This is a genomic window from Oenococcus kitaharae, assembly GCF_025758695.1.
Taxonomy (GTDB): domain Bacteria; phylum Bacillota; class Bacilli; order Lactobacillales; family Lactobacillaceae; genus Oenococcus; species Oenococcus kitaharae_A.
This window is the reverse complement of sequence record NZ_JANJQP010000001.1, coordinates 550,525-575,927: the sequence shown is the minus strand read 5'-3', so window position 1 is coordinate 575,927 and position 25,403 is coordinate 550,525. Positions and strand designations below refer to the sequence as shown.

Here is a 25,403-nt window from a genome sequence, read left to right as displayed (position 1 = left end):
CATGTAACTCAAATCATTTTTTGTGAAAAGGATATTTGACAGTTGATAGTTCTTCCTGCAGGCTTTGCTGGTCTTTAGCCAACTGAGACTGGAACTGCGCCATCTTATCTTGTGCCTTCTCTAGTTCGTTGGACATATCCTGAATATTCTGTTTCTGTTCGGGCATGATCCTGATCAGTGTTTTGATGGCAGAAACAGCTTTTTTTATGACATCGAGTTCTGTTTTTAAATGAACCGAAAAGTCGTCCAGCAAGTCATTTAAGAAATGATTGTTTTTCTTATGTTCGGTCATTTGAATTGGGCGCGGATTGCATCTGCAATTTCCTGATATTTTTTGTCGTTGTAATCACTGGAATGATCAACCTCTTTTGGCCGGTTCAGACCATCCCCTTCAAAACGCGGAATTAAGTGCCAATGGGAATGAGGTACCGATTGACCAGCGATGGCACCGTTATTAGAGAGAATATTCATACCGATAATTTTTGGATTGGCGGCTTTGATGGCACGGGCAATCTTCGGCAGCTTGCTGAGAACTTTTGCTGCCAATTCGTCATCGTAATCAAAAATGTTATCAACATGCTTCTTAGGCACGACTAAAGTATGTCCCGGTGTGGATTGCGCTAGATCCAAAAAAGCTAAAACATCCTCATCTTCATATACTTTATAGCTGGGAATTTCGCCAGCAATGATTTTATCAAATACATCTGTCATGCCTATATTATATCGGTCTGTTAGAATTTAATCGAATAACTATGACATTAGAAGTTTCCCATTTGACCGGTGGTTATGGTCAAGCAAATACAATTGAAGATATTTCTTTTACCGTGGCATCCGGCACTCTGACAGCCTTGATTGGTTTGAATGGGTCTGGCAAAACGACGACGATTAATCATCTGATCGGTATTATGAAGCCAAAGACCGGTCAAATTATTTTTGATAATATTGATAGTCAAAAAGAACCTGTTCGTTATCAATCTGCTTTGTCCTACATTCCGGAATTACCGGTGGTCTATGAAGACCTGACACTCAACGAACACGTCCAGACAACAATTTCAGCCTATCATCTCGATGAGAAAAAAGCCGAAAGCGACGCCCAGCGTCTATTCAAGATTTTTCGCCTGGAGGATAAAGGGAACTGGTTTCCGATTGATTTTTCAAAGGGAATGCGTCAAAAAGTTATGATCGTGATGGCATTATTGGCTGATACGCCGCTTCTGATCATTGACGAACCTTTCATTGGATTGGATCCACTGGCTGTTGCTGACCTGATTGATTTATTGAAAGAAAAAAAAGCTGCCGGTAGCACAATTCTCATGAGTACACACGTTATTGCTGGCGCTGAAGAATTTGTGGACCAATTCTTGTTATTGGATCAAGGCAAAATTCGTGTACGCGGTCATTTGAAGGATATTTTTCAGGCCTTTCCCAAACAGCAGACAATTGATGGCGTTTACTATCAGTTGGCTAAAGAGGCTGAAAAATGACTCGGGTGTTCGCATCCCGCCGGCAAAGGTCTTTTCAGCGAAACATGCGTTATTTAAGCCGGGCTTTTAACGATCAGTTTGTTGCGTTTTTATTTATTGCCTTGGTTTTTGGCGGTTACGAGTACCTGCATCATCTTTCGGCCATCGGCCATAGTTTTTTTACAATGCCGGTGTTGCTAACAATCAGTCTGGTTAGTTTATTTCTGGGACGATTGGCTACTTTTTTTCAGGAGGCAGATCGGATTTTTCTCATTTCTGACCTTCGTGAGATCAAGCAATTTCTTAAAGCAGCTCTGATTCGGTCGATTTGTGTTTCAGTTGTGATTCAGCTGATGATTAATTTAGCAATGCTGCCAGCACTTTTAGCCATTTTAAATGTTTGGATAACCTGTTTATATGTTGCATTTTGGCTAGTTATCAAAATTTTTCTACTGCTTCTTAGTTATCGAAAAATTTGCTCTGACAGTAGAATTGCCTGGATTTACGCCATTGATTTAGAAAAACGACGTGTTAATCAGCTGAACCTTTTCTTGAACTTTTTCACCGATGTCAAAGAAATTAAACACGATAACCGGCCCAGCCGCCTGTGGGATTGGCTGATTAAACGTTTGCAGAAATTTAATCGGAGTTTTTACTGGATTTTATTTACCAGGTATTTTTTCCGCAGCCGCCAATTAATTGGGCCTGTGTTTTTTGTCAGCCTTTTGGGAATTATGCTGACGCTTTTTCTGCCTTCACTTTTCTCAGCTGCCTGTGCCGGCCTGTTTATCTTATTTGCGCTAGCTTACCAGCTGAAAAGTGTTTTTCATCATTTTGACCACCATTTGATGGTCCTAAGTTATCAAACAGATCTTGAGGCTAAACTGGCCGATTTTCAGCTTCTTGCAGTCAAAATCTATTCACCGGTGGTTCTTTGTTTATCCCTGTCCTTGCTGCTGACACATCGAACAACTGCATCTGCGTATGCCATCTTTGCTTTTATCTTATTTGCATGGTTGATTATCAAGGGTTATCTGCCGCGTCTGGTAGGATTTAAATATGCGACTAAGAAGTAAAAAATGGGCCAAGCCCTTTATCAGCAGCCATCCGGAATTGGTCATCGAAAATGATCAGGCTGGGCAGTTAAGAGGGCGGTGGCAGGCACGCTTTAAAAATGATCATCCAATTTATCTGGAAATTGGATCGGGAAAAGGGCAATTTATTTTGGAAAACTCCCTGGCATATCCGAAAATCAATTTTATTGGTTTGGAACTCCAACCGACCGCTGTGGCGATTGCTGGCAAAAATGCCCTGGAAAAAGATCCAGAAATCACGAATCTCAAATTAATTTACGGTGATGGTGCCGATGTCAGCCATTATTTCGCCGATGGCGAAATCGCGGGTATTTTCCTGAATCATAGCGATCCCTGGCCAAAGGCCAAACACGAAAAAAGGCGCTTGACTGCAGCAAATTTTCTGTCCTCATATGCGCGAATTTTGCAGTCCAAGGGTACTTTGGAATTTAAAACAGACAATTTCGGCTTGTTTCAATATTCTCTAAGCAGTTTCAAGGATGCCGGCCTGAATTGGTCAGCCGAGGACATCAGCTATGATCTGCACCATGAATTAGCCAAACATCCCCATAATATCGAGAGTGAGTACGAACAAAAATTTGCTGAAATGCATCAGCCGGAGTACTGGGTCAAAGCATCCTTTCCGTCTTAATTAATCATTTGCATTTTTGACGTAAAGAATCTCGCTTGTATCAGCATTAGCGATAAAGTCGATTTTTTTTGTTTCGCCAGCATTGCTTGTAATCCAGGCGCCGCCCATATAGACAGCTTTGACATCATAATCATCACTGCCGGTCCGTTGGCCGTTTATCCAAGCATGAGAGACTGTTCCTTGTGCCGATAGCGATTGTTTAACCTGATCTAGAACCTGATCAGCATTGTTATTTTTAATTTTCTTAGCTAGGAGCCAGGAAAGTCCACCAGCGAGGGCAAATCCAATTCCGGCCGCAATTAAGTTGTTGTGATTTTTACTCATGCCAATAATTATATGGTTTTTTTGTTTTAAGATATAAATATGCTCGTTGCGGACTATAATTCGGGGACTCTGATCGTTTTTCTGGCAGCAGAAAAACCCGATTCAGTTGTCGAAACAAAAGACAATATCATACGAATTTCAAAAGAAGGGAAGACACTGGCTTACCATTTCACTGATCTGTCATTTTCTAAGCCGGGGCCTGTTACGCTAGATTCCGACACAATTAAAAAACTTAATCAAAAGTTAACTGATGCTAGATTTGAGGCAGAATTATCTCCTGATTTGCAGCCGAAGTTTGTGATTGGATTGGTTCAGTCGATTGAAAAACATCCAAACTCCGATCATTTGGCGATTGCTCAAGTGGCTATTTCCAAGGATAAAAGCATTCAAATCGTCTCTGGCAGCCCGAATCTGCGCACAGATGTTAAGACGGTTGTCTGCCTACCGGGTGCCATTCTGCCATCCGGTAAAATTATCTGGCCAGGCCAGTTGCGTTCTGTTGATTCTCAAGCTATGATGGCTGCGCCAAGAGAATTAGGTCTGAAAAACGCACCCGATCACTCAGGTATGATTATTCTGCCGGATGACTTTGGCAATGTTGGCGATCCTTTGGATTTTAATAGAGCAAATGAATTGGAGTTTGATTAGGCGATTATGACAACATATTATTTTATCGGAATTAAAGGAACTGGTATGGCCAGCCTGGCATTGATTCTGCATGACCAGGGCAATACAGTACTAGGTTCGGATATCGACAAAGAAACTTTCACGCAGTTTCCGCTCCTCAAAGCTGGGATTCGGATTACTGCTTTTGACCCGGCTCTCATTCAGGCCGATTATACCGTCGTTAAAGGCAATGCTTTTCCCGATAACCATCCACAGGTTTTAGCTGCTAAAGCACTTGGGGCGCGTTTGCTAACCTATCCAGAGGCTGTTGAAGAAGTCATTTCCCGTCACTTTTCGATTGCTGTTGCTGGTGCTCACGGCAAGACAAGCACGACCAGCCTTTTAGCACACATTCTTTCCGGCCGGCCGGAAGGTGTCAGTTATTTGATTGGGGATGGTGTTGGCAAAGGTATTGCTGACTCTAAATATTTTGTCGTCGAAGCCGATGAGTATGAACGTCACTTTCAGCCCTATACGCCGAATGTTGCGATCATCACGAATATCGATTGGGATCACCCGGATTATTACGAGAACTTAGATGATGTTGAAAAAGCTTTTTCGGAGTTTTCTGATCGTGTCAGTCAGACTATTTTTGCTTATGGCGAAGATCCTGAAATTCACCGCCTCCAGCCCAAAAGAGCCAAAATGCTTTATTACGGCCTAGAAAAAAATGATGATATCTATGCTGGCGATATCTTAGAAAAACCCGAAGGAAGCTATTTTACCGTCTTTAATCAAGGCAATGAACTTGGCCGTTTCTTTACAAGGATTGAGGGGCAGCATGGTATCTTGGATACCTTGGCTGCAATTGCGGCAGCTGACAGTTTAGGATTGACCGTCGAAGAAATCCAATCTAAAGTCGCTTCTTATACGGGTGCCAAACGCCGCTTTGCTATTAGCCAAGTTGCTGATTTGACGATTGTGGATGATTACGCGCATCATCCTAATGAGATCAAGGCAACCATTGATGCAGCACGTCAGAAATTTCCAGACAAACGGCTCGTTGCAATCTTTCAGCCGCATACTTATACACGCGTCAAAGCGTTTAAATCCGAATATATTAATGTGCTTAGAGCCGCTGATAAAGTCTACATCACACCGATTTTTGGTTCTCTTCGGGAAAAAGCAGGACAAGCAAAAAGTGAAGATATTTTAGAAAAATTGCCTAATGCCGCAACCATTCTGACTGAAGAGAATGCTTTTCATGAGTTGAGTGCTGAGCATGGCGCCGTCCTGTTGTTTATGGGGGCTGGTGATATTGAAAAGTATGAGGATGCTTTAACTCAGGGTTATCAAAAGATTCAAGAAAAATAAAAAAGGTCAGTAATAGTCAGACAAAAATTTTAAGATCCTGTTATAATTAATTTCAAAAGGAGGTTAGAATGCAAAATTTTTCTAACAATCGAGTTTTGAAAGATGTGACAGATTCGACCAGACAAGCCGGGTTGGCTGCTTTCTTTCAAAGGACTTATGCATATATGGGCGGTGCCTTGCTGATTACCTTCGGTTTGGCCTACCTTTTGGCCTATCCGCTGGCTTCACAGATAGCTAATTTTTACCAAAATAGCGGCATGCTGACTTGGATTATTCTGGCAATCGCACAATTTGCGGTTGTGATCATGATTGGGCGCAATGCCTTGAAGAATCCTGCTTTAGCACTAGCCGGTTTATTAGTTTATGCAGTTATTGAGGGCCTCTTCTTCGGTGTTATTTTTGCTGTCACCAGCCTGTCATCAATCGTATCTGCTTTTCTAGTTGCAGCTGTTGATTTTGGTGCCATGTCTTTGTATGGCTTTATCACGAAAAAGAATCTAGCTTCTTGGGCACCGATTATGTTCGGTGCACTGATTGCTTTATTTGTTGGCTTGATCATCAGCATTTTTGTTCCCGGCTTTAGTTTGATTATTTCAGTCTTGGGTATTCTTGTTTTTAGTGCCTATGCTGCTTATGACAATAATCGTTTGAAGCAGATGTATTTTCAGCTTCAAGGCCAAGGAAACGAGACCACAAATGGGTTGGCTATTGCCGGTGCATTAAATCTTTACCTTGATTTCATTAATTTGTTCTTGTTCCTGCTCAGACTTTTTGGCAATCAGAGAAACTAGTGAAATTAGTTTATCTTGAAATTCCGCTCGCAAAAGCGGAATTTTTTTGCTGTTATCAAAGAAGAATAGTTAAAGTTAATTAAGAGAACTCATAGAAAACGGAACAAATAAATGGTTAAAACAACGAATGCATACAAAAATCGTGTAACTTTTGCGATTATTTCTCATCCCGATGCCGGGAAGACCACTTTGACTGAGGAGCTGCTGCTTCATGGCGGCGTGATCAGACAAGCTGGAACAGTCAAGGGCCGCGGGTCAAACAAGATGGCTTCTTCAGATTGGATGGCTATCGAGCAGCAGCGTGGCATTTCTGTCACTTCTTCAGTACTGCAGTTTGATTATGCCGGCAAGCGAATTAATATTTTGGATACACCTGGACATGAGGATTTTTCAGAAGACACCTATCGAACATTGATGGCTGTGGACTCAGCTGTCATGGTCATCGACTCTGCCAAGGGTATTGAACCTCAGACGAGGCGGTTATTTGAAATTGTGGCAAAAAGAAAAATCCCGGTTTTCACTTTTTTTAACAAATTAGACCGTGACGGCCGCCAAGCCTTTGATTTGGTTGATGAGCTTGAAAAGACCCTAGGAATTGAAGCCTGCCCGATGAATTGGCCGGTTGGATCTGGTCAATTGTTGCAGGGCATTTACGACTTGCAAGCGGACAAATTAATTAAATACAATCATACAAAAGAGCTTGATCAATCGGTATATGATGAAGCTCAGACTGAGATTCAGTTATTAAAAGAGGCTGGAAACAAGTTGGATAAGGATAAAGTCATGCACGGCCGGCAGACTCCTGTCTTTTTTGGTTCTGCTTTAGCCAATTTTGGTGTGGAACAATTTTTAAATGAATACCTGAAATATGCGCCAGCGCCGTCAGAAAAACCAACGATCGATGGACAGGAAGTTCAACCTGATGATCCGCAATTTACGGCTTTTGTTTTTAAAATCCAGGCCAATATGAATCCGAATCACCGAGACCGAATTGCTTTTGTCCGAATTGTGTCGGGAAATTTTGTCAAGGGCATGGAAGTAACGTTAGTCAGGAACGGAAAAAAACTGAAATTGAGTAATGTGACCGAATTCCTAGCTGATGAGCGGGAAAACATTCAAAACGCCGTTCCGGGGGACATTATTGGCTTGTATGATACCGGTAATTTTCAGATTGGCGATTCTATTTTTTCGGGTAAAAAGAGAGTCGAATTCGAACCATTGCCAACATTTACACCAGACCTCTTTAATCGTGTTCTTGCTAAAGATGTCATGAAGCAAAAAACTTACCACAAAGGGATAAATCAATTAGTACAGGAAGGTACGGTTCAGCTTTTTCAATCTTGGCGGGGACAAGAATATATTTTAGGTGCCGTTGGTCAATTGCAGTTTGAAGTTTTTCAGTTTAGGATGGCCAATGAATACAATTCACAGGTCATTTTTGAACCAATTGGCAAAAAAATTGCACGCTGGATTGATCCTGAGGATTTAGATGAAAAAATGAATAGCAGCCGGTCGTTATTAATGCGCGATCGGAAGGGTGACCCGGTTATTTTGTTTGAAAATCAATTTTCATTGAATTGGTTCGCTGATAAATATCCCAACGTCAAGCTGCAGGCAAAGCTGTAACTATTTGTCACATTTATCATTTTTTGCTAAAATTTGTCTCGTTAGCAAGGAGAGAAAATGCCAGAGAAGAAAACGACGACTGCTAAAAAAGCAGCTGTTAAAACTACAGAACCAGTTAAGAAAGCTGCTGTAAAGAAGACTGCTGCTAAAAAGACAGCCGTTAAAGCCTCGTCAACTGCCAAAACAACGGTCAAAAGGGCATCGGCAGCGGCTAAAAAAGGATCTGCAAAGACATCTACAACTCTTAAGAAAACAGCCACTAAGGCCGCAGCCGTTAAAAAGCCGGTCAGCAAAGCTGCCACGGCTGTTAAACAAACAGTTGTTAAATCTGTTGCAAGCAGTAAAAAAACAGTCGTAAAAACAACAGCTGCTGCAAAAAAGGCAGTTGCGCCCAAGGCTAAAAAAGTTGTCAAAAAAACAGCAGCTGTTAAGCCCGCTATTGAAAAATCAGCTGAAAGAATTTCTGAAAAAGCTGTGCAGGCTGTTAACGAAACGGTTAAACCGGTTGTTGATCAAGCCAAGGAAGCAGCTGAAAAGGCTGTTAAAAGCGCTGAACCAGCTGTTCATGAAACGAAGTCCTGGTTTGCTAGATTGCTAGATAAATTCAGAAAGTAAGTTCCAGAGAATTGGCCTGAGGCCTTTTTTTATTGCTCTTAATGATACTGGTCCATCTCATTATTTAGCATCTCATCCACTCGGATGTTGCCAGAGGTATTTTGATGTCCTTTCACCCATTTGAGGGTTAGACGAGGTTTTAGCTTGATATACAGCGGATAAAGAGCTCGCCAGAGATTGATATTAGGCCGATCCTGTCCTTTTCTGATCCAGTTGTTCAGCCAGCCTTTTGACATCGGATCCAAAACATAATGTGAGTCGCTAATGAGAAGAATCGGTTTATCATCAAATATATGGTTGCCAAGAATTCTTTTGAAGGCCTCTAAAATTGCTGTTAATTCCATGGCATTATTGGTTGCGCCGAGCTGAAGGCCGGAGGCAGTTAATTCGTGATCCTGGTATTTGATCAGATAGGCCCAAGCGGATAAATCATTATTTTTAACATGCTGGCCTAATTTATTGCCTGTGTTGCGGTTTCCGCCATCAGTGTAAACCGTAATCTGTAAATCATTCATGATTTTATCTTGCCACAGTTTTAAAAGATAAATTCGATTGTTAGAATAAATGGGTGAATAAAATATTAAAACAAATAGATTGGCTGCTCATCGGACCTTTTTTATTTTTGAGCGTGATTGGTATTCTAGTTGTTTTCTCGGCTTCTTCTGCGTTTCCAAGTGGGGCCTTCGGTTTTTTGTTCAGGCAGTCTTTGTTCGCGCTGCTGGGTATACTGACAGTTGCCATCTTTGATTTTTTCATAAAAATAAAATGGCTGGCATCACCAAAATTGGCTTCGATAGCCTTGGGTGTGACTTTTGTTTTACTAGCATTTGCACGGTTTATTTCTTCGCGGTCAGCTGGCACGGGCGCTCATGGCTGGATTGCGCTTCCTTTCTTTAATATTCAGCCGGCGGAGATTTTTAAGATTACGGTCATTTTGTATTTGTCTTCGTTGGCTGCCCGCCGCTTGGATAAATCTGAACGACAGTTAAATAGGAATGTTCAGTCAAAGGTAGTACTACCACCCGCCGGCAAACGATATTTTGGATTTTTACCCTCCCAGATAGCTTTTGTGTTAGCTAATTTGTTTTTAGTACTCATCATGCCTGATTTGGGTAATTCTTTGATTGCGTTTTTCTTGATTCTGCTGATTGTTTTTGCTTCCGGCGTTCATTTAAAATGGCTGGCACTCATGCTGCTAACGATTACAACACTTTATCTCTTCCTCCCGACTTTGCTAAATCTGCTTCCGGCCTCTTTTTTAAATGGCAATTTTCAAGCTCGCCGTTTTTTGATATTTTTAAATCCCTGGCCCTATTCGAGCAGTTACTCTATGCAGTTGATTAATTCCTTTTATGCAATTGCTCATGGCGGGCTTTTTGGGGTTGGATTGGGAAATTCAATTGAAAAAATGGGCTATCTGCCAGAAGCGAATACTGATTTTATCATGTCTATTTTTACCGAAGAATTGGGTGCACTGGCATTGTTTCTTGTGGTTGCTGTTCTGATGCTGATGATTGGCAGAATGTTTTATATTGCTTTTCACATCAAAAATAATTTTGGACGTCTGATGTTATATGGTATCGGCAGTTATTTCTTTATACAGGCATTGGTCAACCTAGGTGGTATTATTGGGGCACTGCCGATGACCGGTGTGACATTTCCGTTTATATCTTATGGTGGGTCATCTTTTCTGATTAGCTCAATCTCAGTCGGAATTGCCTGCACCGTCTCTAGGGAATATAGTCGTCAGCAGGCTAGGCAGAAACAAGCAAGCAGAGCAGGAGCTGTTATATGAGAGTCGTAGCTGGAAAAAACCGCGGTATGCGTCTAAAAATGGTTGCCTCTAAATTGACAAGGCCGACAACCGATAAAGTCAAAGAGGCGCTTTTTTCGATTATCACACCATATATTAAAGCTGGTTTGGTATTGGATTTGTATGCCGGTTCTGGTGCTTTGGGTATTGAAGCTGTGTCTCGAGGTTATGCCAAAGCCTATTTGGTTGACCATGCTCGTCCCGCAATTGAAGTGATTAGGGCCAATGCGGCAGCAACAAAAAATCCTCAGGCATTTGAAATAATGAAACTGCCAGCCAGCCAAGCTTTGACTAAAATGGCCGAAGAGGGACTGAAATTCGATTTGCTGATATTTGACCCTCCCTATGCCAAACAGCATATTGCAAACGATGTTGTGCAATTGCAGGATGACGGGCTGCTGGCTGAGGATGCTTTGCTCGTAGCTGAGACAGATGAGCATGGCTTTCACTCGTTCAATGACAATCTTCCGACTGGTTTTACAGTTTTAGCACAGAAGAATTACGGTATGACATATCTGACGATCTTTAAGAAGGACAAAATCAATGGTTAAGGCAGTATTTCCAGGATCTTTTGATCCGCTCACATTTGGACATTTGGATGTTATCCAACGGGCGGCTAAGTTGTTTGATGAACTGATCATTGCAGTTGGCATTAATACAAATAAGGCAGCTATGTTTGCCACTGACGAAAAGATTAAATTAATCCAAGATAACGTGATGGATTTAAGCAATGTCAGGGTAGTACCCATGCCCGGACTGACTTTTGAATTTGTCAAAGAAATGTCTGCACAGGTCATTGTCCGCGGCATTCGCAGTGTCCGAGATTATGAATATGAACGCGACATTGCAGAGCTGAATCACCGCTTGGGCAATATAGAGACGGTTCTGCTGCCTTCAAAAGCCGTTTATCAAGATATCTCTTCCTCTAATTTAAAAGAAGTTGCTAAGTTTGGTGCGGACATCAGTCACTTTGTTCCCGAAAATGTCGCAGAACTGATAAAGTTAAAGACTAAATGAAGAGAAAAACATTAGTTACAATTTTATGCAGTTTTGCCGCTACCATGCTGCTCGTCATTGCTGCCGCGGCCTTTCTTTTATTGCCGACCAGTGACTATGTTGAGACGCCTGGAGAAGCTGATAACATTCGTAATTTCATGACTGTTGACGGCCAACGGGATCAGACTAAGGGTTCCTTTCGTCTTGTGTCAGTCTATTTATCACCGGCCAATCGTTTAGACTGGCTGATCAGCCGTGTGAATGATACATACTCAATTACGCCTAGAGAAGAAATTCAAGGTGGTGTCTCGAATCGCGTTTATGCAATGATTAGCGAATATCAGATGAAGACGGCTATTTTATCAGCTGAGCAGGTCGCTTTTAAAGCTGCAGGTATGGCTGATCAGCTACACACCACTTATCGTGGTATTTACGTAGCATCAATTGCAAAAAATTCCCGATTTGCAAAAAAAATTAGAATTGGCGATACGATTACTAAAATAGATGGCCGCCACTTTAATAATGCCAGCGGTTATCAAAAATATTTAGCTAATATGCCTAAGGGCAGGATGATTGAACTGACAGTTTTGCGGCAAGGTAAAATTTTGACCTACACTGGGAAAACCGTACACCTGGCAAATACTAAGGACAAGGATTATCCTAAGGGCCGTAGCGGTATCGGTATTAGTCTCGTTGATAATGTTGATGTGATGACACAGCCGGCTGTTGCAGTCAATGTCGGTCAGATTTCCGGCCCTTCAGGCGGTTTGATGTTCAGCTTGCAGCTATATTCTCAACTGACTTCAGAAAATATTAAAAAAGGCCGTAATATTTCCGGTACTGGCACGATTGATGATCAGGGCAGAGTTGGTGAAATTGGCGGTATTGACAAAAAAATTGTTGCTGCACAACGGGCGGGCTCGACAGTCTTTTTTGCACCCTATGTCAAGCCCAGCAAAGCACTGGCAAAATTAACCGGCGAACCCACAAATTGGCAGGTAGCACAGAAAGCTCAGAAAAAACACGCACCGAAAATGGTTTTGGTACCGGTTCGAAATTTTCAGGATGCTCTGAACTATTTAAAAGACGGTACCATTATCAAAACGAAGTAATATAAAAAGTCTCAAAGCCTCTCGGGGCTTTTTTTATTTTGCTCAAGAAGTTCGTATAACTACTTCGGGAGCGGAAATGCAAACATATTTTGAACACATGATACAAGCTGCTTACGAGCAAAGAGCCTCTGACATTTATTTGCTGCCGGAACAGGGACGCTACCAGATTAAGTTTCACAATGGCAGCCAGCCGATTGGCTATCGTATTATCAGCTCCCAACTAGCAGATCAACTTTTCAGCTTTTTAAAATTCAAAGCCCAGATGAATATTGCTGAAAATCGCAGGCCTCAGGTGGGCTCGATGATAATGGCGTTCGGTCAAGAAAATTTGTCGCTTCGCGTTTCCACGGTGGGAAATTTTGCCAACAAGGAGACAATGGTGATTCGTATTCTTTATGATCAATCCTTTCACGAACTATCTTGGCTCATCGACCAACAATTCGATCAGTTGGAGAAGGCAATACCGCAGCAGGGGCTTGTTGTGGTGGCTGGTCCCACCGGGTCTGGCAAGACTAGTACCATTTACCAGCTTCTAAATAAGCAGAGTGATCGAAAAATGATTTTGACCATTGAAGATCCTGTTGAGATCAGAGATGAAAAAATCGTGCAGCTGCAAGTCAATAATGAGGCAAATATGTCTTATTTGGATTTGATCAAAGTGGCTTTAAGACATCATCCAGATATTTTGCTGATTGGTGAAATTCGAGATGCTCAAACCGCCCAAGCAGCCGTACAGGCATCTTTAAGCGGTCATTTGGTTTTTTCCACTCTGCATGCCAATTCGTCTTTGGGCGTTATCAGTCGTTTATTAGAAATGAATGTCGATCCAGTCTTGTTAAAAGACGTCATGCGTTTGGCAGTTTATCAGCGTCTGCTTCCGACGCAATCTGGTCACCAGGCAGCTTTAGCAGATTGGCAGCTCTTTGCAGATGGCTGGGATCAGCCGATGGCAGCCTTTACACCAAAATGGAAGGAGAATTTAGATGATGCATATCGTCATTCCTGGATTTCAAAAGAAATCTATGAAGCCTATCTCAAGATTGCCTCGTAAACGACAAGTCGCATTTTTTAGTCTATTCGGCCAACTCATTCAGTCTGGTTATTCGATCAATCACGCAGTTCAATTTATGCAGCAAACATCTCCTGACGAGATATGGATTCAGAAATTAGCCAGCAGCTTGGAACAAGGACAAAATTTTGCTAATGCAATCGCTCCCTATTTAAGTGCATCATTAAATTTTCAGATTAGTATGGCAAACAAATACGGTCATTTAGAAGATGTGCTTTTGCAACTGGCTGATTTTTCGTCAAAGCAGCTTGATCAGGAAAATAAAATTAAACAAGTTTTACGTTATCCGATTATCCTGGTCTGTTTGTTAGCTGTCATGGCGCTTGTAGTCAAGATCTTTCTGCTGCCAATTCTATCCAGTTGGCAAACTGATCAGAGCGATAGCACCTCCCAGAACGGCTTGCTCTATTTTGAGTTAGGGGGCATATTGATGGCCTGCTTGTTTTTAGCGTTCTACTACTGCCGACGTTTTAAAAACAAACCCCGTCTTAAACGCTTGGAAAGTTTGGTCAAAATTCCTATCTTTGGGAAAACACTTGCCTTTTTGATTAATTATGAGTTCAGTATCCAACTTTCAATGCTCTTGTCGTCAGGTTTGCAGCTGGCTCAGGTAGCCGAAGAGGTCGCATTATCGCAGGATGACTCGCTAGAGGCTGATTTTGCAAAGAAAATGGTTGAAACTTTCACGAGTGGTTCTAATCTTTCAGGCTATTTTCAAAAGCTGCCATTCTTGGATCGCACGATTGCTGTTTATTTCCAGCAGGGCTCTGATTCAGAGTTGTTAAACAAAAATTTAAAAACTTATTCACAAATTACTTACCGAAAATTTTTGGCGAGTGTCGACAAAATAATCGCACTAATTCAGCCGCTGAGTTTTGCAGTGGTGGGAATTGGCATTGTTTTCCTTTATTTGTCGATGCTGATGCCGATGTACCAAACTTTAGGAGGAATGAATCAATGAAGAAATTAATTATGAAAATGAAACAAAAAAGAGGTAAAGAAAGCGGTTTCACTTTAATAGAAATGGCTGTCGTCTTGTTTATTATCGGCCTATTAATGTTGCTGGTATTGCCGAATTTGAACTCGCAAAGGCAAAAAGCGGCCGATACACAATCTGATGCAATGGTTTCGATGATTCAAACGCAGGTCAATCTTTATGAAAACGATACGGATGACACGAGTGTTAGTTATTCTGATTTAGTTTCTGGGCGTTATTTGACTGATAAGCAAGCGGCCAAGGCACAATCTTTGGGTATTACGATTAACGGTGATAATGTCACAAAGTAAATCTTTTACTTTACTGGAATCGGTGATTGTCTTGTTTATCTTCGCTGCATTAGCTCTTTGTGCCTTATCAGTACCGAAGGAATCTGAAGCAAAAATGCAGACCCGATTTTTAAAAAGCTATGACTCTTTTTTTAATCAGGCGCAGCTTTTAGCCCAACGTGAAAATCATGATGTCGATTTCATTTTCAAGCATCGGACGATCACCTTTATTAGCCAAAAAGGGCAGAAACGAGAGCTGGACATTCCCAAGGGATTGCACGCCGAGTCACGCCGCCTTGCATTGAAAGCCAATGGTTATGTCGCACCCACGAGTATCGCCTTCTTAGATGACCGTGGAAAACCGCGGTTTTCTCTCGTTTATTCATTAGGTTTTGGTAATTGTCGGGTAGCTGATCGTGATTAAAAGAAAATCTTTTGTTTTGGCAGAGGCGATGCTTGCTTTAACGATAGCTACAATGGCCATTCTCTTTATTTCTGATTTGCAGCTGCGCCAACAGACCCAGATTTCCGAATTACAAACGAAAATTAAGCAGCATCGTGAACAATTAACGGAGATTTATTATCGACATGAGCCATAAACAAACAGCCTTTACACTGGCCGAAACTATGATTGCACTAACTGTTTTTGCATTGATCCTATTTATGATTCATTTTGCATCACAATTTGTTCAAAACGAAAAAAAGACGGCGAATTTGATCAATTATCAGCGTACTTTGATGCAGCTGGAAAATCCCGATCGGCAGTATGAGTGGGATCGGCAAGGAAATCAAATTTATTTTGTCTCAGCTCGTCGTGAAGACCAAAGAGTATATTTTCGTCTGAACAAAAATGTTCTCCAATTAACAACTGATCAAGGTGGTACCATGCCAATTGTCTCCGGTGTTAGTGATTTTAAACTGCTGGAGAATCAGGGCAGACTGCATTTTGTAATTATTTTTTCTCGAAAGGAGCGCTATGAGACTGATCTTCTGCTTAAAAGGCATCTCGCGAGCAAAGACTAGCTTTGTTTTGCTTTCTACTTTAATTTTAATTGCTTTGATTAGCTCGATCATGCTTGGTATTTTTTTGATTCATGCTAACGAAATTGCCTCACTGCAAAATATTGATCATTATTATGAAAAACGACTTGAAGAACTTGTCCAATCTGAGCAAGATCCTTAAGATTGAAGTATGCAGCCAGAAAAATTGCTCGAAATTGTTCGCACATTAGATAATCACATCCCTGTTTCTGAAACTAAATTTAGTCAGATCGTTAAAAAAATGCAACCACTGGACTTCTCTGGTTACGATCAAACTGATCTGGTCAATGCCTGCAATCTGTTTTTTGCCAAACACTTTTCTGATAATCTTGCCATTGCAAATAAAATGACGCCACCCGTGATTGGTGATTTAATGGCGCTTGTGGCATCCGAACTCGGACTTTCAGGTCAATTCATTATTGATCCGCAGGCCGATTTTCCAGATTTGATTTTCCAGTTTGCCAGTCATTTTCAGCGGCCTATTTTTGCTGAATCGGCCGACGAAGGGGTATTGAGTGCATTATTGAATTTGGCACAGATTTATCGTTTTGACTTTACACCTGCTGAGTCAAATGCTAGTAAATTAATTGTCAGCCGATTATTGGGAATTGATTTTGCAAAAGAGTTGGATAGCTTAATTTATCTGTCTCAATTCCAGCCTGGACAAGCAGCGATTATTTTGGCTGACAATGTAGATCTGCAGTCAGGCGTGCTGCCATTGATGCTTAAAAGTCATCCGGAGTTGGAATTGCTGTCGATTATTAAATTGCCAAACGGGCTTTTTAAACATGCTGAAATGGCTTCAAGCCTTCTCATTCTTCGCCGAAAAGTGGATAATGAAAAGGTAGTTGCCCGGATTTTGCTTGCTCAAATTCCGGAGCTTTCAAATAAAGAAGATTTTTCCAAATTTGTTTCGCAGCTAAAGACATGGAAAAAGGAGAATTTGTGAGGTTTTATGACAAAAATTTTATCTGTTAACGCTGGTTCATCGTCATTAAAGTTCAAATTAATGGACATGCCGGAAGAAAAAGTCATCGCCGAAGGCATGATCGAGCGTATCGGTGTTGATCTTAGCCAAGATGATAATGTATCAATTAAATTCCAAGGGGACAAACATAAGTCTCGTCATGCTTTTTCAAACCATGAAGAGGCGATTAACTTTACGCTTGCTCAATTTAAAGATTTGGGTATTGTGAAGGATTTTGATGAGATTAAAGGAATTGGCCACCGTATTGTGGCCGGTGGCGAATGGTTCAACAAGTCTGTCCTTATTGATGATGAAGTCCTGAAGAAAATTGAACGTTTGGCAGCCTACGCGCCGTTGCATAACCCAGCCAATGCATTGGGAATTAAAGCTTTTTCTAAAATTATTCCTAACGCTGTCGAAGTGGCCGTTTTTGATACGGCTTTCCATCAGACGATGCCTAAGGAAAACTATTTATACGCAGTTCCATATGAGTATTACACGAAGTATGGTGTTCGCAAATACGGGGCACATGGTACTTCACATAAATATGTGGCCGAGCAGGCCGCTCAAATGCTGCACAAACCGCTTGAAAGTTTGAAGCTGATTACGATGCATCTTGGCGCCGGCGCATCAGTTACAGCGATCAAAGACGGAAAATCCTTGGACACCTCGATGGGATTCTCTCCGTTAGCTGGATTAATTATGGCGACGCGGTCAGGGGATGTCGATGTATCGCTGGTTAATTATGTGAAAGGCAAAGAAGGGCTATCTGATCAGCAGATGCTGGATATTCTGAATCATAAGTCCGGCTTGCTTGGTATTTCTACTTTATCTAGCGATATGCGCGATTTGCTCGATGTTTATGATACTAATGAACATGCTCGATTAGCTGTTAATATGTTCGTTAATCGTGTTGTTAATTATATTGCACAATACTATTTCGAGCTTCAGGGTGTTGATGCTTTGGTCTTTACAGCCGGTATTGGTGAGAATTCTGTGCCGATTCGCAAGATGATTTTGGAAAAATTGGCTTTTCTTGGTGTCAAATTGGATGAAAAAGCTAATGATCAGCATGGGGTTCAGACAGCGATTACACAACCCGATTCCTCGATTACGGCTTTTCTGATTCCAACCAACGAGGAGCTGGAAATTGCGCGTGATGTTCAAAATTTGATGAAATAAAGAAAAACGTCTTCGGGCGTTTTTTTATTATCTTTTTGCTTGACATTATATTTGTGAAGTTTTACACTAATAATGTTAATAAGTTCACAAAGTTGTTTATGAGATCGGGCTTATTACAAAAGGAGAACTGATGGCAGTTGAAACTAAAAAAATCACTAAGAAACAGCTGACTCCAGAAGAAATTCAGGCTAAAAAGGATTTGGCTGCGCAGTACATTCAAGAGCTTGTTGATAAGTCCAAACAGGCTTTACTGGAATTTTCATCTTATACACAAAAACAAGTTGACCAGATTGTCGCGGCTATGGCCTTGGCCGGCTCAGAGCATTCTTTGGAACTGGCACATTTTGCCTATAACGAGACTGGCCGTGGCATTGTCGAGGATAAGGATACAAAGAATCGTTTCGCATCCGAATCAGTTTACAATGCGATTAAAAACGATAAAACAGTTGGCGTCATTGACGAGGACCCCGTTACCGGCAAGGTCAATTTGGCCGCACCTCTTGGCATTCTTGCCGGGATTGTGCCAACAACTAATCCAACTTCAACGACTATTTTTAAGTCCTTGCTGACAGCCAAAACACGCAACACGATTATTTTTGCTTTCCATCCTCAGGCACAAAAGTCCTCGGTGGCTGCTGCAGAAATTGTTTATCAGGCAGCTCGCAAAGCAGGTGCACCTAAGAACTTTATTCAGTGGATCGAAACGCCTTCACTAGAAAATACGACAGCCTTGATGCAGAATCCTGGTATTGCCTCTATTTTAGCGACAGGGGGTCCTGCCATGGTGCACGCGGCCCTCACTTCAGGTAATCCGTCAATGGGTGTCGGTGCTGGTAATGGTGCCATCTTTATCGACCACACCGCTCGTGTCCGCCGTGCGGTTGAGGACCTGCTTTTGTCTAAGCGCTTTGATAACGGTATGATTTGTGCCACTGAGAACTCAGCTGTGATTGAAGCATCTGTTTATGATGAATTTATGGAACTAATGCAGCAAAAAGGCGCTTATCTGGTGCCGAAAAATGACTATAAAAAAGTCGCTGATTTTGTTTTCAATGATAAGCATGGTGTCAACGGCCCGGTTGCTGGTATGAGCGGCCGCTGGATTGCTGAAAAATCCGGTATCAACCTGCCAGAAGGCAAAGATGTTCTTTTGTTTGAACTCGACCAAAACAACATTGGCGAGAAACTTTCTTCAGAAAAACTGAGTCCTCTGCTTTCAATCTACAAAGTTCAGGACCGTCAAGAAGGTATTAAAGTTGTTCAGCGTTTATTGGCTTACCAAGGTGCCGGCCATAATGCGGCGATCCAAATCGGCACACAAGACGATCCTTTCGTTAAAGAATATGCGGACGCTATCAATGTCTCTCGGATTCTTGTTAATCAGCCTGATTCAATTGGTGGTGTTGGCGATATTTATACAGATGCATTGCGTCCTAGTCTGACGTTAGGAACAGGATCTTGGGGGAAGAATTCGTTGTCGCATAACTTGTCTACTTATGATTTGCTGAACATTAAAACTGTTGCACGCCGTCGTAATCGGCCGCAATGGGTACGTCTGCCAAAGGACATTTACTACGAGAGAAACGCCATCACTTATCTACAGGAATTGCCAAAAGTTGATCGTGCCTTTATCGTGACAGGACATTCGATGGTCAAGTACGGTTTTGTCGATCGCGTCTTGGAACAGTTTGCCTTGAGAAACGATCAAGTCAAGACCAGCATTTACAGTTCTGTACAGGCTGATCCCTATTTGAGCCAGGCCGTTCAGATCGCCAAGCAGATGCAGGAATTCCAGCCTGATACTGTCATCGCGCTAGGCGGAGGATCACCTTTGGATGTTGCTAAAATTTCACGTTTTCTGTATGAATATGCACAGCAATCAGGTCAGGACGATTTTCTTGATGATAATGATGCAATTAAAGACTTATTCAAGGGCCTGCAGCAGAAATTCATGGATATTCGCAAGCGAATCGTTAAATTCGAACATCAGAATCTGACACAGTTGGTTGCGATTCCAACGACTTCCGGAACTGGTTCTGAAGTGACGCCATTCTCGGTTATTACGGATGATGAAACGCATGTGAAATATCCATTAGCCGATTATGAATTAACACCGCAAGTCGCCATCGTTGATCCAGAATTGGTTATGACCGTACCAAAGCGGACGGTTGCTTTGTCTGGCCTGGATACTTTATCTCACTCGCTTGAGTCCTATGTATCAGTGATGAGTTCTGAGTTCACACGTCCTTGGGCTCTGCAGGCGATCAAATTGATTTTTGAAAACCTGGTCGATTCTTACAACTATGATCCAAAACACCCGACGAATCGCGGGACACAGGCACGCGGCAAGATGCATTATGCTTCGACGCTTGCTGGTATGTCATTTGGAAATGCCTTCTTAGGGCTGAACCATTCTTTGGCACATAAAACTGGCGGTGAGTTTGGTCTGCCACATGGCTTGGCTATCAGTATCGCAATGCCGCATGTGATTCGTTTTAATGCTGTAACCGGCAACGTTAAGCGGACACCTTTCCCACGTTATGAAGTTTACACAGCTCAGAAAGATTATGCCGATATTGCACGTCACATCGGCCTAACAGGTAAAGATGATGCTGAATTGGTTGAAAAACTGATTGCTAAGATCAAGGAATTGACTGATGCTTTGGATGTGGATATCACTTTAAGCGGTAATGGTGTTGAAAAAAAGCGCTTTGAGCAGTCATTAGATAACTTGGTGGATCTTGTTTATGATGACCAGTGCACAGCCGGTAATCCACGCCAGCCAAGCTTGACAGAAATCAGAAAATTACTGATTGACCAATTTTAAAAATTAAGAAACAGATCTGAAATAGGTCTGTTTTTTTAATTTAATAAAAAACGGTTAGAATACTGTAGGTATGCAAAATAGAAGATACAGATCCCCTAGGCGTCGTCCACGACAAAAAAGGCGTTCGCCCCTTCAATATATGTTTTTTTTCTTAATCACACTCGTTTTAATCATTATTTTCGGCTCTTATGTCTATAACAGAATTCAGGCAAGTCAGTTGCGAGAGGCTTATTCGGCGATCAATCCTAGTGACCAGAGTTATCATCTGGTCAGAATTCGTCAAGGCTCCACGGTTCAAGACATTGCCAGAGGGCTTAAAAAAGCCGGATTGGTTCGTACGGAACTCGATTTTTCCCGTTATGCTTTGACTCGCGGTGGTAATGGCCTGCAGGCAGGTGACTATTATCTGCAGCGCTCTCAAACGATGTCGCAAATATACGCACGTTTGTTAGAAGGGCCCAACACGGAAGTTTATCGTAAGTTGTTTATTGAAAAAAGGGCGCCTTATGCGCGTCAATTGCAGGGACAATATCGGGTTTTGGCATCAATTAACCTGGCGCAGACGATTCTGGAATCACAATGGGGCACCAGCACACTGGCCTCGAAATATAACAACTATTACGGGATTAAAGCGCAGGGCAGCCAGAAAAGCGTCGAAATGTCAACACGCGAATATCTAAACGGTAAATGGGTGACAGAAAAGGATCGCTTTGCCGTTTATGCTAACTGGCAGGCAGGTATGCTGGCACATGCGCAATTCATTCGTAATGGTACCAATTTGAACGCCTCACAGTTTAAAGATGTCTTAGCATCGGGTAATTATCGCGATGCTGCAGCAGCTTTGGTTAAAGATGGCTATGCCACAGATCCGGATTATGCTCAAAAAATTGTGGCGATCATCGAAAATTACAAGTTGAATCAGTATGATTCATAAAGGATAGGAAATATGAATTTTATCGATGTTAATCATATTGCGATTATTGCGACCGATCTGGCTGAAAGCAAAGATTTTTATGTTGACAAGCTTGGTTTTGAAATTGCCAGTCGGCATGACCGGCCGGAAAAACAGGATATTATTTTAAATCTCGTGAAAAATGGCCTTCGTTTGGAAATTTTCATCAAACCAAATGCACCGAAACGACCTTCATATCCTGAAGCGACCGGTCTTCGCCATTTAGCTTTCACGGTGAATCATATAGAAGATATCGTTGCCGAGCTTAAATCTCGAGGCATTGCAGTACAGGAAATTCGTCATGACAGTTTCACTGGTGAAAAAATGGTCTTCTTCACTGATCCGGATGGACTGCCGATTGAGCTGCATGAATAAAAAAGGTATGAGAACCAATTTGCTCATACCTTTTTTTCAAAATTATTTAGCTTTGCCAACACGAGTGATTTTAACGGTCATTGAATTATTGCCAGGTAAAGGTATTTCGACTGTATCGCCAGTCTTGTGATTCAATAGCGCTTTGCCCATAGGAGAATCGTTTGAGATTTTGCCGGACATCGGGTCGGATTCTGCGGACCCGACAATTGTATAACTTTCTTCTTCACCATCAGGTACTTCTTTGAATGAGACCGTCTTGCCAAGAGTTAGGATACTCTTTGAGACCGAATTGGTATCAATGACTTCGGCAAACTGAATCATCTGCTGCAACTGTATAACTCGTCCTTCAACAAAAGCCTGTTCATCTTTAGCTGATTGATATTCCGAATTCTCGGACAGATCGCCAAAAGCACGAGCTTCCTGGATCCTGCTGGTAATTGCTGGACGCTTATTTTTAATTAAATCGTCAAGTTCTGCTTGAAGTTTTGCAAGACCTTCAGCAGTCATGGGATATGTTTTTTCTTCTGCCATATCTATATCCTTTCAAAATTTACAGCAAAACCAGCGTACCACACGTTAACTCACTGTCAATAGTAAATTCAAATTCTTTTTAGTCAATGACGAAGCGCTTTCTATGTGTGAAAAACAGTGGGAAAAATAGTATTGCAATCAACGTCACCAGACTGATTAAGGCTGCGATTTTGAAGTACGGCTCTTGAAAATAAATTTCAATCCGGTGACGGCCTGGCTGGATGGAAGCCCCGAGAAAATACTCATCTATCCGGTGCGTGCGAACTAATTGGCCGTCGACTCGAATTTTCCAACCAGCGGCACTGGGGATACTTGTCATTAAAATCGGATGCTGTTTATCAGCCTCAATCCAGCCGCTCAAATGAGTCTGATTGAATTTAAGGCCTTGCATCGCTCGCCCTTGAATTTGTTTGGCCGCATTTGCCACTTGCTGATTATTCAATGCATAGAGAATCAGACTACTGATAAACAGTCTTGACTGACGAAGATGGATGCCGATAGTGACGGAAAAATTTTTATCATGATTGGCAACATTTAGGGCAACGACATCACGGCGGTTACTATATTGCGGAATTGTTTCACCATTGACTGTGATCCAAACGTTGTCATTAGCAAAGGTGGTTGGCAGTGTCAGATAGTAAGCGTCATCGTCTTGAGGCGTGAAAGTTAAATACACAGCGCCATCTTTACTTTTGTCCGTCTTCTCGACAGTCTGTCCAACGAGGTCACTGACCTTTGTCAGATTTTCTGTCCGAAAATTGAAGGGAACGTTAGCCCGCATGAAATTGTTGCTGCCAGTCAGCCCCTGCCACAAGGAAGCTGCCGTTTGCATAGGGCTCTGATTGAAAATCTGACTTTTGAGAACTGATGCAGGACTGGTAAAGGCAATTGGTAAAGCATTTTGATTTTGTACAGTCATGACTTGATCCTGGCTGCGCAGCAGACGATAGCTGGTCAGATCCGGCCGATAAGAGTTAGCCATGCGTCTTGGTGACCCGTTTTCATCGGAGCCGCCGTATACAGGCGCAATAAAGTAGCGCATATTAAAGATCGCATCGGTAATAATGGTGCCGTAGGAATATGAGGCATAGTAATCGCCAGCCACTTGCCCAAAAGCACCAAATAAGGCGGGTGTTTGTTTGTCGACTGTCGAAGCAAAATGCATGCCGCCGTTATACCCGCCGGCAAAAGCATCGCCTCTTGTGCGTGAAAAAGTCTGCCCGACTCTATAGAAAGACTGCTTTGGCAGCAAACTAGTGCCTTGCCTAATTGCTGTAACTGTGCGGCGATATTCTATATCAGTCAAATAGCTGAAGTTGTTTGTTGACATGTAAGCGTTTAAGGCCAAGCTGGTCAGTGAAACTAGCAAAGCCAGGTAAGCCCAAAAATCCTTCTCGACAAATCGCTTGATCAAATAGACAAATAAACCTGATAAGGCAAGGAAGATGAAGAGATAAATTTGATTCAGCGTTAGGTAATCGGCTTGTTTGTAAATTCTAAAAGCGAAGCCGGCAATAAAAACAATCGCGGCCAGGCTGATTATAAAACTGCTTAGGTGAGCGCGCTGCTGTCTTTCGAAGGCGATTGATCCCAGCAGCAGCACAAAGAAAATCGCGATAAAACTGTATCTATAGGGATACCAAACAGGAAACTGCATCATGTGAAACAAAATATTCAGCGGCTGCCAGACAAAACTCGTTAAATACAAAGCTGTGATTAAAAATCCAGCTATTTTGGCGCTTCTTTTTTCTCTTTGAAGAGAAAAATAGGCTGCAAAAGCGATGACAGCCATAAAGGGAATGAAAATATTTGCCTGGCCTGTTTTCATTTCATCAAAATTAAAGGACCCGGGTATTAGTTTGAAAGGCAGCAGGTAAGGCTTGGCAATCAGGCCCCAATTGATTTGCGTCAGAATATCCTGTCCTTTGCCTTGAAGAAGCTGGAAGGCTGTTGGTATCAATACGATCGCAGCAGCCAAGACTGACATAAGCAGCGAGGACATAAGAAGCAGCCAGCGCCGGAATTTGAAACGTATGTCCGCTTGGCCGCGGCTTAATTGCCAGAGAGGGAACAGCAAAAGAAAAATACCGATCATATAAGCAATGTAAAAATTATCAATAATCGCAAAAGCGAAAATTAATGTAAAGGGCAGGTATCGGCCCTTATTGAGCAATTCAATGGCCCAATAGACAATCAGCGGGAGGAGGATCATTTGATCCTGCCAGAGCAGATTAACCTGGTTGGCAACCATCCACCCGGATAGCGCGTAAGCACATGAAAAAAGTAAGGCTACCCGTTTTTCGGCGAATTTTTGTCTGACCAGTAAAAACTGCATACTCAGCCCTGCGAGCCCGAAGCGCAGAACGGTTAAGAACAGAATACCGACCGGCAAGTTCGCCTGGTTAAAAAATAAAAGCAGCAGGTTCAATGGACTGAATAAGTAATAAGCCCACTCGGAAAACATCTCGCCGCCAAAATTTTTACCAAAACTATAGAAAATCTGTTGGGGCTGATGCAGGATGGTTTCTCGCATGCCGGAAAACATATCGATGTACTGCTGGCCCAGGTCGACTGTTAAAATAGAACTATTGCCAAAAGGCGCCATCTTTCGATATGCGAAATAAAAAAGCATGATCAAAAAGGGCAGCGCAAAACTTAGCAGATAGTGATTTGAAACAAATTTTCGGATTTTTTCAGGCATTAACTATAACTTATCTTACGATGATACAATAAAATTGCGACTTATTT

General features: G+C 42.1%; 29 protein-coding genes. 23 read left to right on the top strand and 6 right to left on the bottom strand.

The features are described 5' to 3' along the window. Window positions 1-13: 13 nt before the first annotated feature. Window positions 14-292, bottom strand: coding sequence for a hypothetical protein (locus tag NRF22_RS03025; protein WP_263779188.1), 279 nt, complete (start codon window positions 290-292; stop codon window positions 14-16). Next, complete coding sequence (locus tag NRF22_RS03020) at window positions 289-711, bottom strand: HIT family protein (RefSeq protein ID WP_263779187.1); 423 nt, start codon at window positions 709-711, stop codon at window positions 289-291. Before NRF22_RS03020 ends, NRF22_RS03025 begins: the two co-directional genes overlap by 4 nt. A 41-nt stretch (window positions 712-752) precedes the next feature. Between NRF22_RS03020 and NRF22_RS03015 the strand changes: the two genes are divergently transcribed. The 3 genes from NRF22_RS03015 to trmB are packed head-to-tail and all read left to right on the top strand — an operon-like array spanning window position 753 to window position 3,188. Further along, the gene (locus NRF22_RS03015) at window positions 753-1,484 is read left to right on the top strand and encodes an ABC transporter ATP-binding protein (RefSeq protein ID WP_263779186.1); all 732 of its coding nucleotides are present in this window, start codon (window positions 753-755) and stop codon (window positions 1,482-1,484) included. After that, the gene (locus NRF22_RS03010; RefSeq protein ID WP_263779185.1) at window positions 1,481-2,539 is read left to right on the top strand and encodes an ABC transporter permease; all 1,059 of its coding nucleotides are present in this window, start codon (window positions 1,481-1,483) and stop codon (window positions 2,537-2,539) included. Before NRF22_RS03015 ends, NRF22_RS03010 begins: the two co-directional genes overlap by 4 nt. Then, the gene (trmB, locus tag NRF22_RS03005) at window positions 2,523-3,188 is read left to right on the top strand and encodes a tRNA (guanosine(46)-N7)-methyltransferase TrmB (RefSeq protein ID WP_263779184.1); all 666 of its coding nucleotides are present in this window, start codon (window positions 2,523-2,525) and stop codon (window positions 3,186-3,188) included. The genes NRF22_RS03010 and trmB overlap by 17 nt, the downstream gene beginning before the upstream one ends. On the opposite strand, the gene NRF22_RS03000 is transcribed toward trmB, so the two are convergent. After that, complete coding sequence (locus tag NRF22_RS03000) at window positions 3,189-3,512, bottom strand: LPXTG cell wall anchor domain-containing protein (protein WP_263779183.1); 324 nt, start codon at window positions 3,510-3,512, stop codon at window positions 3,189-3,191. Between the two features lie 39 nt (window positions 3,513-3,551). On the opposite strand from NRF22_RS03000, the gene ytpR reads away from it, so the two are divergent. The 5 genes from ytpR (at window position 3,552) to NRF22_RS02975 (ending at window position 8,524) form a co-directional block, all read left to right on the top strand. Continuing rightward, window positions 3,552-4,160, top strand: coding sequence for a YtpR family tRNA-binding protein (ytpR, locus tag NRF22_RS02995; RefSeq protein WP_263779182.1), 609 nt, complete (start codon window positions 3,552-3,554; stop codon window positions 4,158-4,160). 6 nt (window positions 4,161-4,166) lie between these two features. Continuing rightward, window positions 4,167-5,492, top strand: a complete 1,326-nt coding sequence (gene murC, locus NRF22_RS02990; protein WP_263779180.1) for a UDP-N-acetylmuramate--L-alanine ligase — start codon at window positions 4,167-4,169, stop codon at window positions 5,490-5,492. Between the two features lie 68 nt (window positions 5,493-5,560). After that, a complete protein-coding gene (locus tag NRF22_RS02985; RefSeq protein WP_263779178.1) occupies window positions 5,561-6,283 on the top strand; it encodes a Bax inhibitor-1 family protein in 723 nt (240 codons plus the stop codon). A gap of 111 nt (window positions 6,284-6,394) precedes the next feature. Then, the gene (locus tag NRF22_RS02980) at window positions 6,395-7,909 is read left to right on the top strand and encodes a peptide chain release factor 3 (protein ID WP_263779177.1); all 1,515 of its coding nucleotides are present in this window, start codon (window positions 6,395-6,397) and stop codon (window positions 7,907-7,909) included. 57 nt (window positions 7,910-7,966) lie between these two features. Further along, window positions 7,967-8,524, top strand: a complete 558-nt coding sequence (locus tag NRF22_RS02975) for a hypothetical protein (RefSeq protein WP_263779175.1) — start codon at window positions 7,967-7,969, stop codon at window positions 8,522-8,524. Window positions 8,525-8,562: 38 nt separating this feature from the next. Here the strand turns inward: NRF22_RS02975 and NRF22_RS02970 are convergent, their stop codons facing one another. Then, window positions 8,563-9,039, bottom strand: a complete 477-nt coding sequence (locus NRF22_RS02970) for a ribonuclease H family protein (protein ID WP_263779174.1) — start codon at window positions 9,037-9,039, stop codon at window positions 8,563-8,565. Window positions 9,040-9,092: 53 nt separating this feature from the next. Between NRF22_RS02970 and NRF22_RS02965 the strand changes: the two genes are divergently transcribed. From NRF22_RS02965 to NRF22_RS02895, 15 genes are all read left to right on the top strand, one after another. After that, a complete protein-coding gene (locus NRF22_RS02965) occupies window positions 9,093-10,319 on the top strand; it encodes an FtsW/RodA/SpoVE family cell cycle protein (RefSeq protein WP_263779173.1) in 1,227 nt (408 codons plus the stop codon). Continuing rightward, window positions 10,316-10,888: a 16S rRNA (guanine(966)-N(2))-methyltransferase RsmD gene (gene rsmD, locus NRF22_RS02960; RefSeq protein ID WP_263779172.1), complete on the top strand. Its 573-nt coding sequence runs from the start codon at window positions 10,316-10,318 to the stop codon at window positions 10,886-10,888. Before NRF22_RS02965 ends, rsmD begins: the two co-directional genes overlap by 4 nt. Next, window positions 10,881-11,354: a pantetheine-phosphate adenylyltransferase gene (gene coaD / locus NRF22_RS02955; protein ID WP_263779171.1), complete on the top strand. Its 474-nt coding sequence runs from the start codon at window positions 10,881-10,883 to the stop codon at window positions 11,352-11,354. Before rsmD ends, coaD begins: the two co-directional genes overlap by 8 nt. After that, entirely contained in the window at window positions 11,351-12,445 is a 1,095-nt protein-coding gene (locus NRF22_RS02950) for a SepM family pheromone-processing serine protease (RefSeq protein ID WP_263779170.1), read from the top strand. Before coaD ends, NRF22_RS02950 begins: the two co-directional genes overlap by 4 nt. Before the next feature lie 76 nt (window positions 12,446-12,521). Further along, window positions 12,522-13,496, top strand: a complete 975-nt coding sequence (comGA, locus tag NRF22_RS02945) for a competence type IV pilus ATPase ComGA (protein WP_263779169.1) — start codon at window positions 12,522-12,524, stop codon at window positions 13,494-13,496. After that, window positions 13,429-14,475 (top strand): type II secretion system F family protein, encoded by a 1,047-nt coding sequence (locus NRF22_RS02940; protein WP_263779168.1) that lies wholly within the window; start codon window positions 13,429-13,431, stop codon window positions 14,473-14,475. The genes comGA and NRF22_RS02940 overlap by 68 nt, the downstream gene beginning before the upstream one ends. Continuing rightward, window positions 14,472-14,801: a competence type IV pilus major pilin ComGC gene (comGC, locus tag NRF22_RS02935; protein WP_263779166.1), complete on the top strand. Its 330-nt coding sequence runs from the start codon at window positions 14,472-14,474 to the stop codon at window positions 14,799-14,801. Before NRF22_RS02940 ends, comGC begins: the two co-directional genes overlap by 4 nt. Further along, window positions 14,788-15,204 (top strand): type II secretion protein, encoded by a 417-nt coding sequence (locus NRF22_RS02930; RefSeq protein WP_263779165.1) that lies wholly within the window; start codon window positions 14,788-14,790, stop codon window positions 15,202-15,204. The genes comGC and NRF22_RS02930 overlap by 14 nt, the downstream gene beginning before the upstream one ends. Continuing rightward, window positions 15,197-15,379 (top strand): hypothetical protein, encoded by a 183-nt coding sequence (locus NRF22_RS02925; protein ID WP_263779164.1) that lies wholly within the window; start codon window positions 15,197-15,199, stop codon window positions 15,377-15,379. The genes NRF22_RS02930 and NRF22_RS02925 overlap by 8 nt, the downstream gene beginning before the upstream one ends. After that, window positions 15,369-15,803: a competence type IV pilus minor pilin ComGF gene (locus NRF22_RS02920; protein WP_263779163.1), complete on the top strand. Its 435-nt coding sequence runs from the start codon at window positions 15,369-15,371 to the stop codon at window positions 15,801-15,803. Before NRF22_RS02925 ends, NRF22_RS02920 begins: the two co-directional genes overlap by 11 nt. Window positions 15,804-15,972: 169 nt before the next feature. Then, window positions 15,973-16,770, top strand: a complete 798-nt coding sequence (locus NRF22_RS02915) for a DNA methyltransferase (protein WP_263779161.1) — start codon at window positions 15,973-15,975, stop codon at window positions 16,768-16,770. 6 nt (window positions 16,771-16,776) lie between these two features. After that, complete coding sequence (locus tag NRF22_RS02910; RefSeq protein WP_263779160.1) at window positions 16,777-17,970, top strand: acetate/propionate family kinase; 1,194 nt, start codon at window positions 16,777-16,779, stop codon at window positions 17,968-17,970. 130 nt (window positions 17,971-18,100) lie between these two features. Next, the gene (gene adhE, locus NRF22_RS02905) at window positions 18,101-20,797 is read left to right on the top strand and encodes a bifunctional acetaldehyde-CoA/alcohol dehydrogenase (protein WP_263779159.1); all 2,697 of its coding nucleotides are present in this window, start codon (window positions 18,101-18,103) and stop codon (window positions 20,795-20,797) included. Between the two features lie 139 nt (window positions 20,798-20,936). Then, window positions 20,937-21,731 carry a glycoside hydrolase family 73 protein gene (locus tag NRF22_RS02900; protein ID WP_263779158.1) on the top strand — a complete coding sequence of 265 codons (795 nt, stop codon included), beginning with the start codon at window positions 20,937-20,939 and terminating at the stop codon, window positions 21,729-21,731. Between the two features lie 12 nt (window positions 21,732-21,743). Further along, window positions 21,744-22,124, top strand: a complete 381-nt coding sequence (locus NRF22_RS02895; protein WP_263779157.1) for a VOC family protein — start codon at window positions 21,744-21,746, stop codon at window positions 22,122-22,124. 42 nt (window positions 22,125-22,166) lie between these two features. On the opposite strand, the gene greA is transcribed toward NRF22_RS02895, so the two are convergent. Together greA and NRF22_RS02885 are read right to left on the bottom strand one after the other, a co-directional pair. Beyond that, a complete protein-coding gene (gene greA / locus NRF22_RS02890) occupies window positions 22,167-22,655 on the bottom strand; it encodes a transcription elongation factor GreA (protein WP_263779156.1) in 489 nt (162 codons plus the stop codon). Window positions 22,656-22,734: 79 nt separating this feature from the next. Beyond that, the gene (locus NRF22_RS02885) at window positions 22,735-25,356 is read right to left on the bottom strand and encodes a YfhO family protein (RefSeq protein ID WP_263779155.1); all 2,622 of its coding nucleotides are present in this window, start codon (window positions 25,354-25,356) and stop codon (window positions 22,735-22,737) included. Between the last annotated feature and the right edge of the window lie 47 nt (window positions 25,357-25,403).

Bases quoted from the DNA above. Each gene is read 5' to 3' on its own strand.
- NRF22_RS02895 (WP_263779157.1), top strand. From the start codon at position 21,744: ATGAATTTTATCGATGTTAATCATATTGCGATTATTGCGACCGATCTG.
- NRF22_RS02900 (WP_263779158.1), top strand. From the start codon at position 20,937: ATGTTTTTTTTCTTAATCACACTCGTTTTAATCATTATTTTCGGCTCT.
- NRF22_RS02920 (WP_263779163.1), top strand. From the start codon at position 15,369: ATGAGCCATAAACAAACAGCCTTTACACTGGCCGAAACTATGATTGCA.
- NRF22_RS02910 (WP_263779160.1), top strand. From the start codon at position 16,777: ATGACAAAAATTTTATCTGTTAACGCTGGTTCATCGTCATTAAAGTTC.
- greA (WP_263779156.1), bottom strand. From the start codon at position 22,655: ATGGCAGAAGAAAAAACATATCCCATGACTGCTGAAGGTCTTGCAAAA.
- rsmD (WP_263779172.1), top strand. From the start codon at position 10,316: ATGAGAGTCGTAGCTGGAAAAAACCGCGGTATGCGTCTAAAAATGGTT.
- comGC (WP_263779166.1), top strand. From the start codon at position 14,472: ATGAAGAAATTAATTATGAAAATGAAACAAAAAAGAGGTAAAGAAAGC.
- adhE (WP_263779159.1), top strand. From the start codon at position 18,101: ATGGCAGTTGAAACTAAAAAAATCACTAAGAAACAGCTGACTCCAGAA.
- trmB (WP_263779184.1), top strand. From the start codon at position 2,523: ATGCGACTAAGAAGTAAAAAATGGGCCAAGCCCTTTATCAGCAGCCAT.
- NRF22_RS03010 (WP_263779185.1), top strand. From the start codon at position 1,481: ATGACTCGGGTGTTCGCATCCCGCCGGCAAAGGTCTTTTCAGCGAAAC.
- NRF22_RS02970 (WP_263779174.1), bottom strand. From the start codon at position 9,039: ATGAATGATTTACAGATTACGGTTTACACTGATGGCGGAAACCGCAAC.
- NRF22_RS02915 (WP_263779161.1), top strand. From the start codon at position 15,973: ATGCAGCCAGAAAAATTGCTCGAAATTGTTCGCACATTAGATAATCAC.
- NRF22_RS03025 (WP_263779188.1), bottom strand. From the start codon at position 292: ATGACCGAACATAAGAAAAACAATCATTTCTTAAATGACTTGCTGGAC.
- comGA (WP_263779169.1), top strand. From the start codon at position 12,522: ATGCAAACATATTTTGAACACATGATACAAGCTGCTTACGAGCAAAGA.
- NRF22_RS02975 (WP_263779175.1), top strand. From the start codon at position 7,967: ATGCCAGAGAAGAAAACGACGACTGCTAAAAAAGCAGCTGTTAAAACT.
- NRF22_RS02980 (WP_263779177.1), top strand. From the start codon at position 6,395: ATGGTTAAAACAACGAATGCATACAAAAATCGTGTAACTTTTGCGATT.
- NRF22_RS02940 (WP_263779168.1), top strand. From the start codon at position 13,429: ATGATGCATATCGTCATTCCTGGATTTCAAAAGAAATCTATGAAGCCT.
- coaD (WP_263779171.1), top strand. From the start codon at position 10,881: ATGGTTAAGGCAGTATTTCCAGGATCTTTTGATCCGCTCACATTTGGA.
- NRF22_RS03015 (WP_263779186.1), top strand. From the start codon at position 753: ATGACATTAGAAGTTTCCCATTTGACCGGTGGTTATGGTCAAGCAAAT.
- NRF22_RS02950 (WP_263779170.1), top strand. From the start codon at position 11,351: ATGAAGAGAAAAACATTAGTTACAATTTTATGCAGTTTTGCCGCTACC.
- NRF22_RS02930 (WP_263779165.1), top strand. From the start codon at position 14,788: ATGTCACAAAGTAAATCTTTTACTTTACTGGAATCGGTGATTGTCTTG.
- ytpR (WP_263779182.1), top strand. From the start codon at position 3,552: ATGCTCGTTGCGGACTATAATTCGGGGACTCTGATCGTTTTTCTGGCA.
- NRF22_RS02885 (WP_263779155.1), bottom strand. From the start codon at position 25,356: ATGCCTGAAAAAATCCGAAAATTTGTTTCAAATCACTATCTGCTAAGT.
- murC (WP_263779180.1), top strand. From the start codon at position 4,167: ATGACAACATATTATTTTATCGGAATTAAAGGAACTGGTATGGCCAGC.
- NRF22_RS02985 (WP_263779178.1), top strand. From the start codon at position 5,561: ATGCAAAATTTTTCTAACAATCGAGTTTTGAAAGATGTGACAGATTCG.
- NRF22_RS03020 (WP_263779187.1), bottom strand. From the start codon at position 711: ATGACAGATGTATTTGATAAAATCATTGCTGGCGAAATTCCCAGCTAT.
- NRF22_RS03000 (WP_263779183.1), bottom strand. From the start codon at position 3,512: ATGAGTAAAAATCACAACAACTTAATTGCGGCCGGAATTGGATTTGCC.